Annotated in this window: 10 protein-coding genes; 4 read left to right on the forward strand and 6 right to left on the reverse strand. The window is 23.4% G+C overall.

What is annotated here, in order from left to right; translation table 11 throughout:
* Positions 1 to 32 precede the first annotated feature (32 nt).
* Both RJT65_RS00790 and pta read left to right on the forward strand, forming a co-directional pair.
* Positions 33 to 1238: an acetate/propionate family kinase gene (locus RJT65_RS00790; protein ID WP_343153003.1), complete on the forward strand. Its 1206-nt coding sequence runs from the start codon at positions 33 to 35 to the stop codon at positions 1236 to 1238.
* A 33-nt stretch (positions 1239 to 1271) separates the two neighbouring features.
* Positions 1272 to 3377 (forward strand): phosphate acetyltransferase, encoded by a 2106-nt coding sequence (gene pta / locus RJT65_RS00795; RefSeq protein ID WP_343153005.1) that lies wholly within the window; start codon positions 1272 to 1274, stop codon positions 3375 to 3377.
* Between the two features lie 32 nt (positions 3378 to 3409).
* Here pta and yfaE read toward each other — a convergent pair whose 3' ends face one another.
* The 4 genes from yfaE to gyrA all read right to left on the reverse strand — a co-directional run bounded on the left by yfaE (position 3410) and on the right by gyrA (position 9884).
* Complete coding sequence (yfaE, locus tag RJT65_RS00800) at positions 3410 to 3673, reverse strand: class I ribonucleotide reductase maintenance protein YfaE (protein WP_343153007.1); 264 nt, start codon at positions 3671 to 3673, stop codon at positions 3410 to 3412.
* Positions 3674 to 3678: 5 nt separating this feature from the next.
* Positions 3679 to 4809, reverse strand: coding sequence for a class Ia ribonucleoside-diphosphate reductase subunit beta (nrdB, locus tag RJT65_RS00805; protein WP_343153009.1), 1131 nt, complete (start codon positions 4807 to 4809; stop codon positions 3679 to 3681).
* 43 nt (positions 4810 to 4852) lie between these two features.
* On the reverse strand, positions 4853 to 7138 hold the full coding sequence (nrdA, locus tag RJT65_RS00810; RefSeq protein ID WP_343153011.1) for a class 1a ribonucleoside-diphosphate reductase subunit alpha: 2286 nt from the start codon (positions 7136 to 7138) through the stop codon (positions 4853 to 4855).
* Positions 7139 to 7352: 214 nt separating this feature from the next.
* The gene (gene gyrA / locus RJT65_RS00815; protein WP_343153013.1) at positions 7353 to 9884 is read right to left on the reverse strand and encodes a DNA gyrase subunit A; all 2532 of its coding nucleotides are present in this window, start codon (positions 9882 to 9884) and stop codon (positions 7353 to 7355) included.
* A gap of 286 nt (positions 9885 to 10170) precedes the next feature.
* On the opposite strand from gyrA, the gene RJT65_RS00820 reads away from it, so the two are divergent.
* Positions 10171 to 10956 (forward strand): DUF2076 domain-containing protein, encoded by a 786-nt coding sequence (locus tag RJT65_RS00820; protein ID WP_343153015.1) that lies wholly within the window; start codon positions 10171 to 10173, stop codon positions 10954 to 10956.
* Between the two features lie 148 nt (positions 10957 to 11104).
* Here the strand turns inward: RJT65_RS00820 and RJT65_RS00825 are convergent, their stop codons facing one another.
* Positions 11105 to 11707 (reverse strand): peroxiredoxin C, encoded by a 603-nt coding sequence (locus RJT65_RS00825; RefSeq protein ID WP_343153017.1) that lies wholly within the window; start codon positions 11705 to 11707, stop codon positions 11105 to 11107.
* A gap of 268 nt (positions 11708 to 11975) precedes the next feature.
* Here RJT65_RS00825 and ung point away from each other — a divergent pair, with 268 nt between their 5' ends.
* Complete coding sequence (gene ung, locus RJT65_RS00830) at positions 11976 to 12635, forward strand: uracil-DNA glycosylase (protein ID WP_343153019.1); 660 nt, start codon at positions 11976 to 11978, stop codon at positions 12633 to 12635.
* A gap of 55 nt (positions 12636 to 12690) precedes the next feature.
* On the opposite strand, the gene RJT65_RS00835 is transcribed toward ung, so the two are convergent.
* Positions 12691 to 13227 carry a nucleotide exchange factor GrpE gene (locus RJT65_RS00835; protein ID WP_343153021.1) on the reverse strand — a complete coding sequence of 179 codons (537 nt, stop codon included), beginning with the start codon at positions 13225 to 13227 and terminating at the stop codon, positions 12691 to 12693.
* Positions 13228 to 13386 lie beyond the last annotated feature (159 nt).

A 13386-nucleotide genomic window follows, 5' to 3' on the forward strand; every position in this document is an offset into this window, starting at 1 on the left:
ATAAAATATTTTTTTGATAAATTAGGAATTATATGTCTAAGAAATTAGTATTTGTTATTAATTCTGGAAGTTCTTCATTGAAGTTTTCATTAATCGATTCTAAAAGTTACAAAAGATTTTTAACAGGAATTGTAGAATGTTTGTATTTAATAAATACAAACATTTCTTGGAAAACAAAAAATATTTCTATTAAAAATTTTTTTTTGAAATCGTATTCTACTCATGAAAACGCTCTTGAATTTATTATTAATAATATTATTAAAAAAAAAATAGACATTTTTAACGATATAATTTCCGTAGGTCATAGAGTAGTGCATGGTGGAAAAAAAATAAAATCTTCAGTGATAATAAATGAATCAATAATGGATATTATAAAAAAAGCATCTTGTTTTGCTCCTTTGCATAATTCTGTTAATTTATTAGGAATAAAATTACTTATAAAAATTTTACCATTTCTTAGAAAAAAAAATGTAGCAGTATTTGATACTTCTTTTTATCAAAGGCTACCGGAAAAAGCATATTTATATGGAATTCCATATATTTTTTATAAAAAATATGGAATTCGAAGATATGGAGCACATGGAATTAGTCATTCATATATAATGAAAAAAACAGCTGAAATAATATGTAAAGATATAATGTCTATTAATATTATTTCTTGTCATTTAGGAAATGGTGCCTCTGTATCAGTTATAAAGAATGGAATTTGTATTGATACTTCTATGGGTTTAACTCCTTTAGAAGGTTTGGTTATGGGTACACGTAGTGGAGATATAGATCCATCGTTTATTTTTTATTTGTATGAAAATATGAACATGGAAATAAAAGAAATTAAAAATTTATTAACTAAAAAATCAGGTATTTTAGGTTTAAGTGAAGAAACTAGTGATTTTAGATTTTCTGAAAAAAAATATTTTTCTAATAAAAAAGCAAAGCGTGCAGTGGATATTTTTTCTTATAAATTAGTGAAATATATTTCATCTTATTTTTTTTTAATAGCAAAAGAAATAGATGCTTTAGTTTTTACAGGTGGAATTGGACAAAATTCTGTTTTAGTAAGAAAACTAACAGTTTCTCAATTATCCAGTTTAGGATTTGAATTAAGTGAAAAATTTAATAATGAAAATGGTTTTAAAAATAATTTTTGTATTAGTTCAAAAAAAAGTATTCCTATCTTAGTCGTTTCAACAGATGAGGAAATAGAAATTGCCAAAGAAACAATTCGTTTAATTAATTAAAATTATAAACATATGAAATTATGAGGTGTTTCTATGTCAAAAGTAATTATGTTAATTCCTATTGAAAAAAATGTAGGTTTAACCACTATTAGTTTAGGGGTAATTTCTACAATTAAAAAGGAAAATTTAGTTACCAACTTTTTTAAACCTATTATTAACAGCAATAATCAAAAAAGAATAGATCATACTTCTCAATTACTTAAAAATAATTCCTCTGTTTTTATTATAAAATCTATTTATCAAAAAATATATAATATAGAATATAAAAAAATTTTTTTTTCTAATCTAATAGAAAAAATTATAGATAGATATGAAACTTATAAAGACAATTCAGAAATTACTTTAATTGAAGGATTAAATATAAAAAGTAATTGTATATGGAATAAATTAAATTTTAAAATAGCTAGAATTTTAAATGCAAATATTGTGTTTGTAGCAACATATAAAAACAAATCTTATTTAAGTCAATTTGAAAAAAAAAATTCAATTTTTTATTTAAATGAAAATGTTAAAGGAATTATTTTTAATAAAAAAGATGAACCATGTTTTTTAAAGAAAGTAAAAAATATTAAAGAATTTGATTTTTTTTACCAAGAAAAATTTTTTTTAAAAAAAAATTTTTCTAAAAAAATAACATGTTTTAATAATGTTGTGTCTATTTCTTGGAATATGAAGTTATTAGAAATTCCAATACTAAATATTATTAATTATATTAATGCTTTTATAGTTTACAAAAAAAATAAAATAAATAACCTTTTAATTAAAAAAATAAAAATTTTAAAAAATAATTTTAATTTTCTAAAAAAAGAAAATATTTCAAATTCATTAATTATAATTGAAAATAGTTTGTTAAATAATTTTAAATATCATATAAATTATTTTCTTAAAAAAAATATTAATTTTTCTATATTAGTAACTTCTGGAAATATAAAAAAGTATTCTTTATATTTAAGTTTTCTTGAAATGAATATTCCAATATTTTTTACTTATCTTGATAATTATGAAATTTTAATTTTATTAAAAAATTTTCATTTCAAATGTTCTTCGAAAGATGTAGAAAGAATTCAAAAAATACAAAAATATATAAAATCATTTTTTAGTAAAACATGGATAAAAAAAATATTAGAAAAAAAAATAAATAGTTCCTTTACAATTTCATCTGAATTATTTAAGTATAACTTAAAAAAAACTGCGATTTCATTAAAAAAAACAATTCTTCTTCCTGAAGGAAATGATATTAGGATTATAAAATCTGCTATTCAATGTAATCGATTGAAAATAGCTAATTGTATTTTATTAGGAAATATAAATGAAATTAATAATATTGCTTTAAGTAATAATATTTTTTTAAATAATAATGTTCAAATTATAGATCCAGATACTATCAGGGAGAAATATAAAAAAGACTTAATTAGTATATATAAGAAAAAAAAAATAGACATAAAAAATGTTAAAGATGATATTAAAAAAAATGTTGTTTTAGGAATGTTGCTACTACTAAATAATGTAGTAGATGGTGTAGTAGTAGGCGCTACAAATACTACTGCTGAAGTAATTCGTTCTGCATTAAGAATTATTAAGATGTCTAATAAATGTAAACTTATTTCTTCCGTATTTTTCATGTTATTAAGAAAAAATACTTTAATTTATTCTGATTGTGCGATCAATCCTAACCCTACTTCCGAGCAATTAGCAGAAATTGCTATTCAATCATTCAATACAGCTAAAATTTTTGGAATAGTTCCAAAAATAGCAATGCTTTCATATTCTACAGATTTTTCAGGAGGAAAAAATTTTCTTACTGATAAAATCATGATAGCAAAAAAAATTTTAAATAAAAAAAGACCAGATATTCCTGTAGAGGGTCCTATTCAATATGATGCAGCAATAGAACCTAAAATCTCAAAGTTAAAATTTCCTAAATCTTCTTTAAAAGGAGAGTCGACAATTTTTATTTTTCCAGATTTAAACAGTGGTAACATAGCTTATAAAGCAGTTCAAAATTCTACCAATTCTACTTGTATAGGTCCTATTTTACAGGGAATGAAAAAACCTGTTAATGATTTGTCTAGAGGTTCATCAGTTGATGATATTATTTACACAATAGCAGCAACTGTTATTCAATCAAGAAAAAATTAAAGCCTAATTTATTTATCTTAATAATAAAAGTTTTAAATTTTTATTTCTACATTACTATAAATAATACAACAACAAGGTAGTATTTCTTTTGGTCTTAAAAAAGCTAATGGAATACAATCTTGATATAAAATTTTACCTTTTATAAGTATAACTCGGCATGTACCGCAGTATCCTTTTTGACATTGATATTCAATATTAATATTATTAATAAGTAATGTTTTTAATAAAGAAATATTTTTTTTATTGACATAAATTTTTTTACTTTTATTTATTAATACAATTCGTTTATTAAACATATAATTTATAGTTCAAAAGAATCTAGATCATCATCTAGTAATTCGGAATTTATTTGACCAACTAGATAAGAACTAACTTCTGTTTCTTGAGGAGCCATTTGTACATTATCAGAAGATAACCATTGATTAATCCAAGGTATAGGATTTGATCGTTTTTCAAAAGGTCGTTTCAAGCCTACAGCTTGCATTCTAATATTTGTAATATATTCAATGTATTGACATAAAATTTCTTTATTTAATCCTAACATAGAACCATCTGAAAAGAGATAATCAGCCCATTTTTTTTCTTGTTCAGCAGCTTTTAAAAAAATGTTAAAACATTCTTCTTTACATTCATAAGCAATATGAGCCATATTTTCATTATTTTTTTTATTTTGTATAATATTAATTATATGTTGAGTACTAGTTAAATGTAGAGATTCATCTCTAGCTATTAAACGAATAATTTTTGCATTTCCTTCCATAATTTCTCTTTCAGCAAAAGCAAATGAGCAAGCAAAACTTACATAAAACCTAATAGCTTCTAAAGCATTTACACTCATTAAACATAAATATAATTTCTTTTTTAAAGAATTTAAATTAACGTTTTTTTTTTGATTATTAATAGATTGCACGCCCTCTCCTAATAAATGCCAGTAGCTTGTATATTGAATAAAATCATCATAATAAAAAGAAATATCTTTTGCTCTATTAGATATGGATTGGTTAGTGATAATATCTTCAAATATTATTGAAGGATCATTTGTTATATTTCGAATTATATGAGTATAAGATCGAGAATGTATAGTTTCAGAAAATGACCAAGTTTCGATCCATGTTTCTAACTCAGGTATTGAAACAACAGGTAAAAAAGCTATATTAGGGCTTCTTCCTTGGATCGAATCTAGTAAAGTTTGGTATTTTAAATTACTCAAAAAAATATGTTTTTCATGTTTTGGTAAATTATTAAAATCTATTCGGTCCTTGGATAAATCTATTTCTTCTGGTCTCCAAAAAAAAGAAAGTTGTTTTTCTATTAATTTTTCAAAAATTATATATTTTTGTTGATCATATCTAGAAATATTAACTGATTGTCCAAAAAACATTGGTTCTTGTAAAGGATCATTTTTTTTTTTTGAAAAAGTTGTATATGTCATATGGATACTCCATAAAATAATTAATATTTTATTAATAATATTTTTATAAATTACATGCTCCACTTTCGCAATTTTCTTGTTGAATACAATAAGTGAAATTATTTGTTTTATTTATATTTCCTTCTCGAGTATTTTGATAATATAAAGTTTTTATTCCTAATTTATAAGCAGTTAATAAATCTTTTAATAACAATTTCATAGGAATTTTTCCATCTGGAAATTTTGAAGGATCATAGTTAGTATTAGTTGAAATAGATTGATCTACAAATTTCTGCATAATTCCAACTAACTTAAGATATCCAATATTATCAGGTATATTCCATAATAATTCATATTTTGATTTTAACTTCTTATATTCTGGAACAACTTGCTTAAGCATTCCATCTTTAGATGCCTTAATACTAATAAATCCTCTAGGAGGTTCTATGCCATTAGTGGCATTTGATATTTGAGAAGATGTTTCAGAAGGCATAATAGCAGATAATGTAGAGTTTCTTAAACCATATTTTGATATTTTTTTTCTTAAAAATTCCCAATTTAAGTGTAACGGTTCATTACATATTACATCAATTTCATTTTTATAAGTATCAATTGGAAGTATACCTAACGAATATTTTGTTTCATTGTATAATGAACAAGTTCCTTTTTCTTTTGCAAGGTCACAAGATGCATTTAATAAATAATATTGAATTGCCTCAAATGTTTGATGTGTTAATTTATTAGCGCTTCCATCAGAATATTTAACATTATTCTTTGCTAGATAATAAGCGAAATTGGTAACTCCTACTCCAATGGCTCTTCTTCCTAATGCACCAATTTTAGCACTAATTATGGGATATTCTTGATAATCTAATAAAGCATCAAGGGCACGTACAATTAAATTAGATAATTCATTTAATTCTTTAATATTTTTAATTTTTCCTAAATTTAATGCTGATAAAGTGCATAATGCTATTTCTCCATTTTCATCCAAAATATTAGATAATGGTTTAGTAGGTAAAGTTATTTCTAAACATAAATTAGATTGTCTAATAGGAGCAATTTTTGGATTGAAGGAGCTATGAGTATTACAATGATCTACGTTTTGTATATAAATTCTTCCTGTAGATGTTCTTTCTTGCATTAGTAAAGAAAATAAATCTATAGATTTAATTTCTTTTTTTTTAATTTTCTTATCTTTTTCATATTTTGTATATAGTTCTTCAAACTTTTCTTGATCAGAAAAAAAACAATCATATAACAAAGGAACGTCAGAAGGGCTAAATAAACTAATTTTTTTTCGAGATAACAGTCTCTGATATAATAGTTTATTGATTTGTATAGCATAATCGACATGTCTTACTCGATTATCTTCTATTCCTCGATTATTTTTTAAAACTAATAAGTTTTCTACTTCTAAATGCCAAATAGGATAAAATAGAGTAGCCGCTCCTCCTCTAACACCTCCTTGAGAGCAAGATTTAACTGCAGTTTGAAAATATTTATAAAAAGGTATACAACCAGTATGAAATGCTTCTCCACCTCTAATAGGACTACCAACAGCTCGAATTTGACCAACATTAATACCTATTCCAGCCCTTTGAGAAACATATTTTACTATTGAACTGGCTGTTGCATTAATCGAATCTAAGTTATCGGCACATTCAATTAAAACACATGAACTAAATTGTCTAGTGGGGGTTCTTACGCCTGCCATAATAGGTGTTGGTAACGAAATTCTAAAAGTGGAAATAGCATCATAAAATTTTTTAATATAATCTAATCTATTTTTTTGAGAATATTTTGAAAACAAACATGCTGAAATAAGAATATATAAAAATTGAGGGCTTTCATATATTTCTCCTGTAACTCGATTTTGAACTAAATATTTTCCTTCTAATTGTTTTACTGCTGCATAAGAAAAATTCATATCTCTATTATGATTGATAAATGTATTCATAATTTGATATTCTTTTTTAGAAAATTCATTTAATAAATGTTTATCGTATTTTTTTAATACAACATTTTTTTTTACATGTTGATATAATTTAGGTGGGGTAAATTTTCCATATGCTTTTTTTCGAAGATGGAAAATAGATAATCTAGCAGCCATGTATTGATAATCAGGAACCTCTTTAGAAATTAGATCTGCTGCTGCTTTAATAATTGTTTCATGAATATGAATTGTTTTAATTCCGTTATAGAATTGAATTCTGGAACGTAATTCCACTTGGGAAATTGAAATGTTATGCAATCCTTTTGAAGCCCAATTCAATACTTTATGAATTTTATCTAAATTAAGAACTTCTTTTTGACCATCTCTTTTAGTAACCAACAGATTTGAATTCATATTAAATATGCCTATTATTAATAGTAATTTATATATTTTTTTTGATAATATGAAATATTTTTTTTAAAATATTAAAATTTTATTGATTTAATGCTATAAAATGAAAATAACTTTTGATTAAAAATATTTAGTATATACATATAAACGAAAAAGTAGCATTACTATATAAATAATAAAAAGATTGTAATGCTACTTATAGATAAATTATTTATTTTTAGATTTTATAAAAAGACTCATCAATTCTTTGTAAAGCAACTACCTTTTCCTGTTTGTTTGTTCGAATCAAAATTACTCCTTGAGTATTTCTCTTTAGATTACTAATCTCTGAAACTCTAGTTCTAACAAGTGTTCCTGCATTGGTGATCATCATAATTTGATCATTTTCAGAAACTTGAATAGCTGCAATCATTGCTCCATTTTTTTTTGTAATTTTTATAGCTATGATACCTTTTGTAGAACGTGATTTTATTGGAAAATCAGAAATTTTGGTTCTTTTTCCATATCCGTTTTTTGTTACCATAAGAATATTTCCCTTTCCTTTAGGAACAATTAAAGAAACGATGTGATCTTCGTTTTTAATTTTAATTCCTTTAACGCCTGATGCAGTTCTACCCATTTTACGAACAAATTGTTCAGAAAAATGAACAATTTTTCCAGAAGCAGTAAATAACATAATGTTATCTTTTCCATTAGTTAAAGCAGCTCCTATAAGTTCATCCTCTTTTTTTAAGTTTACAGCAATAATTCCTGAGTTTCTAGGTTTGCTAAATTCTTTTAGGGAAGTTTTTTTTACTATTCCTTTAAGAGTAGCCATAAATACATTAATATTATCTTTATAGTTAGAAACTGGTAAAATTGCAGTTATCCTTTCTTTTGAACTTAAGGGTAAAATATTTATTATAGGCCTTCCTCGAGCATGTCTGCTAGTTTCAGGAAGTTGATATACTTTCATCCAATATAATATTCCTGTACTAGAAAAACATAAAATTGTATCGTGTGTATTTGCTATTAACAAAATTTCAATGAAATCTTCCTCTTTAATGCGGGCAGCTAATTTTCCCTTTCCACCTCTTTTTTGTGCTTCATAATCGGAAATAGGTTGATATTTTACATATCCAGAATGTGAAAGAGTAACAATTACCTTTTCTTGAGTGATAATATCTTCAATATTTATATTTTTATGATTTTTATAAATAATTGTTTTTCTTTTATCATTAAAAGATTCCTGAATATTAATTAACTCTTTTTTTATTATATTAGTTAATTTTTCTGGTTTTTCTAAAATAAGATTTATTGATTTTATTTTTTTTGTTAAATTATAATGCTCTTCAAAAATTTTTTTTTGTTCTAAAGAAGTTAATTTCTGCAAACGAAGTTCTAAAACTGCTTGAATTTGTTTTTCAGTAAAAAAAACTTTTGAATTTTTAATTTCATTATTTTTTTTAGTTAGTTTGAATGCTTTTTTTAATTTTTGATGAAGATTATCTTTTTTAGATAATAAGAATTCTTTTGAAATTAATAGTTTTTTTGCTTCTATTGGTGTTTTTACGCTTTTAATTAATTTAATTATTTCATTAATATTAATTAGTGCTAAATTTAATCCTTCTAAAATATGAGTTCTTTTTTGATATTTTTTTAATTTAAATAAACATTTTTTTGTAACTATTTTTTTTCTATGGAGAATAAATTGTTTTAAAATTTCTTTTAAATTCATTGTTTTCGGTTGCCCGTCGCATAGTGCAACCATATTAATTCCAAAAGAAATTTGCAAAGATGTCAAAATATATAATTGATTTAGAATAATTTCTATAATTGAATCTTTTTTAGTCTCAATAACAATTCTCATTCCATCTTTGTCTGATTCATCTCTTAAGGCAACGATTCCCTCTATTTTCTTTTCTTTTACTAATTCTGATATTTTTTCAATTAACTTTGCTTTGTTAACTTGATAAGGTAATTCATAAATAATAATAGATTTTTTTTTTAATTTTTCGTTAATTTCAATTTTACTCTGAGCACGAATAAAAATTTTTCCCTTTCCAGTTTCATACGCTTCTTTTATACCCGAAGAACCATTTATAACACCTGCTGTAGGAAAGTCAGGTCCAGGTATGTATTCCATTAAAGTGCTTACATCAATATTCTTATTTTTAAGATAGGCTAAACAACCGTTAATAACTTCTTTTAAATTATGTGGAGGAATATTAGTAGCCATTCCTACAGCGATCCCAGATGTTCCGTTAATTAACAAGTTTGGTATTTTAGTGGGTAAAATTTCCGGGACAACTTCTGTTCCATCGTAATTGGGAATAAATTTAACAGTATTTTGATCTAAGTCGCTTAAAAGTTCATGAGCAATTTTTGACATTCTAACTTCAGTATAACGCATGGCAGCAGCAGTATCACCATCGATTGAACCAAAATTTCCTTGTCCATCAACTAACATATATCTTAAAGAAAATGGTTGTGCCATTCGGACTAAAGCATCATAAACAGAAGAATCTCCATGAGGATGATATTTTCCTATTACATCTCCAACAATTCTAGCTGATTTTTTATAGCCTTTATTCCAGTCGTTATTTAAAACTTTCATAGCAAATAATATTCTTCTATGAACTGGTTTTAGCCCGTCTCTAACATCAGGTAGAGCTCGTCCAATTATTACAGACATTGCATAATCTAAATATGATTGTTTTAGTTCTTGTTCAATATCGACCTGTTTAATTTCTTTAGCAAGGTCTTTCATAAATTTTTTTTCTCTTTATATTTTATTCCTTGTTTTGAAAGTATAAAATTATACCATAATGCAATTGTTCGGTGAATCTAAAGAAAACTATTCTTTTTATAAAAGTTAATAGTTATTTATTAATTTTTAAAGATTAATGCTTTTTATTTTTCTAAAAAAATATTTTTTTAAAAAAATAAATTTTTTTGTTAAAAACAATTAACATTATAAGTATATGTGATACTGTTTATTAATTTTTAATTTTAGTTTTATTTACATTATCAATACTAAATAGAGAACTAATTTTATGCAAAAAGAAGAAAAAATATTAATTGAAAATTTGTTTAAAAAAATAAAAAAAGTAGAAAGTCAATCTAGTCAAAAAGATTTATCAGCCGAAAAGTTGATAAAAAATATGTTAGAAAAACAGCCGAATTCTATTTATTACCTAACACAAATAGTTTTAATACAGGAATTAGCTATTGAAAAAATGAATCAAAAAATACAATTATTAAATGATAAACTTCAAAAGAAAGAAAAAGAAAATAACTATAATTCTAAAAGTTTTTTGTTTGGATGTTTTGATTTTTTAAAAAATAAAAAAGATAATTTCAAGAAAAAAAATGAAAATTTTTTATCGGATACTGTAGATAAACAAAAAAAATTTTCTGCAATAGAGAAAGAGAAAAAAGATTTTTCTCAATCTACAAAAAATATAGGTACAAATAGTTTCCTTGCAAATGCCTTGCAAACAGCAGTTGGTGTTGCTAGTGGAATTGTAATAGGAAATGTTTTAACTAATTTATTTCAACACGAAACAATAAAAGATGAAACAATTAATGATATTAATGTTTCAGAATCAGTATTAGGTCCAGATGTCTCTAGTAATTATATCAATAATAGTAGTGAGGAAAAAAATCAAGATTATTATGATGTGAATCAAAATTATGATAACTCTGAAGAAGAATTTTTAGATAACGATGATGAAAAAGATAGAAGAAATAGTCATGATGTTGAAAAACATAAAGACTATGGTTATGAAGAAAATAGTTATGAAAACGATGATTATGAAGATGATGATAATTTTATTTAATAATAAGATATTGATCTAAATTCTCTTTAAAGAACTTCAGAATACACTTTTTTTAAATTGTTATTAATATAGTGTATTCTGAATTAGTAATAAATTAAAATTTTTTTTGATTTATCTCAATAAGAATAATTTTAATTATTTAATTAAATTATAAATCTTCTAAATGGTTTTGAAAGTAATTTCGAACACCGTCAGGAGAAGGTGTCATTGCAGATTTTCCTTTTTTCCAATTAGCAGGACATACTTCCCCGTTTATTTCGTGAAATTGTAAGGCATCTATAGTTCTAATCATTTCTTTTACATTTCTTCCTAGAGGAAGATCGTTAACAACTTGATGTCGTACACAAAACTTTTTATCGATTAAAAAAGATGCTCTTAATGCTACTCCAAGAGTAGGATGTACTATTCCATAAGATTTTTGTATTTCTTGTTTTACATCTGAAACCATAATGAATTTTATATTACCAATTCCACCTTCATTAACAGGAGTTTTTCTCCATGCATTATGTACAAAAACAGAATCTATTGAAACACCAATTAATTCGACTTTTCTTTTTTTAAAAGAGTCATATAGATTGTTAAATGCAATAATTTCAGAAGGACATACAAAAGTAAAATCCATAGGCCAAAAAAACAATACTGTTATTTTACCAGAAACGTAATTTTGAAAATTAAAATTTTCAATTATTTCATCATTTTTTAAAATTGCTGGAGCAATAAAATTCGGTGCTGGTAAGCTTACTAAAACCATTCATTTCTCCTAAATTTGGTATAAAATTATTTAATGATTTTAAATAGTTTAAAATATAATTAATAATTATTAATTCAGTATTATTTAAAGTAATTAATTACAAAAAATTAATTTGATCGAATAAAAATTATTATTACTAATAATAATTATTATTATATAATAGAAGCTATAATGTTTCATAAACAAAATTTTTTTTAGTATGAAATAGATAACTTATAATTGCAAGATATATATTAGGAAAGAAAATGAAAAAAAATAAAAAAATTGTTTGGAAAGACTTTTTACATCAAGAAAAAAAAAAGAATATTTTATAAAATTAATGCAGTTTATTTCTAAAGAAAGAGAAAAAAAAAATATCTTTCCTAAAAAAAAAGAAGTATTCAAATCGTTTTTTTTAACATCCTTTAAAAAATTAAAAGTAGTTATTTTAGGGCAAGATCCATATCATAATAAAAATCAAGCAGATGGGCTTGCTTTTTCTGTTCCTCAAGGTAGTAAAATCCCTCCTTCTTTAAGAAATATATTAAAAGAATTATCTTTTGATTTAAAAAAAGTATTTTTTACTAAAAATAATGGTTCTTTAGATCATTGGGCTAAACAAGGAGTGTTATTGTTAAACACAATTTTAACTGTAGAAGAAAATAAACCTAGTTCTCATAAAGGAATAGGATGGGAAAAATTTACTGATTTAGTAATTTCAATTATTAGTAAGTATAAAAAAGAAGTAATTTTTTTACTTTGGGGCGCGTATGCACAAAAAAAAATTTCTCGAATTAATCTACGAAAACATTATGTATTGTGTGCTTCACATCCTTCTCCTTTTTCTGCAAATAAAGGATTTTTTGGTTGTAAACATTTTTCGAAAACTAATAAGATATTAGTTTCTATAGGAGAAAAACCTATTGATTGGTGTATTCTCCCATCTTAATGCTTAAATCAAATATTTAATTAAATTAATTAATAAGTTAAATTTTTAATTATTATTAATTTTTTGAAACTTCAACTAACGGTTTTCTCAATTTTTTTCCGTTTAAGGTATAACCTTTTTTAATGATAGAAGTTATAAACCCATCTTTTTTTGATTCGCTTTTTTTTTCGGAGATTTTAGCATGAAAATTAGGATCAAATTTTTGATCAAGTTTTCCTTCTTCTTTAATTCCAAATTTATTTATTGTTTTTAAAAAAGATTTTAAAGTTATGACAATTCCTTCAGTGATATTTTTATTATTTAACAAATTTAAATCATTTAATATTTTTTCTACTTTATCTATGACTGGAAGTAATTTAAGAGAAAATTCTTTTTTTATTTCTGATTGAATAACATTTATTTCTTTTTTAGAATTTTTTTTAAAGTTTTCTATTTCAGCTTGCTTGCGTAATTGAATATCAATGTTTTTTTTCTGTATTTCTAATATTTTTTTTTTAAAATTATCAATAATTTCTTTTTTTATTTTTTTATTTTCTTTAATTAAGTTATTAATATCTTCAATATTAAAATTATTTTTATTTAAGGTTTTCATTTTTTTTATCTTTAATCTTTTAGTTTTTTAGCATTTTTTTTATATAATAAATATATAGTTTTTTATTTTATAAAAAAATTCTTGAAAATAAAATTTAAAAAAAATTAAATGATGTTTTAAATTTATTACAGATAAAAATTATTTTTTTTAAATTGAGTA

Origin of the sequence: Buchnera aphidicola (Mindarus japonicus) (genome assembly GCF_039393905.1) — a bacterium.
Lineage (GTDB): Bacteria > Pseudomonadota > Gammaproteobacteria > Enterobacterales > Enterobacteriaceae > Buchnera_A > Buchnera_A aphidicola_B.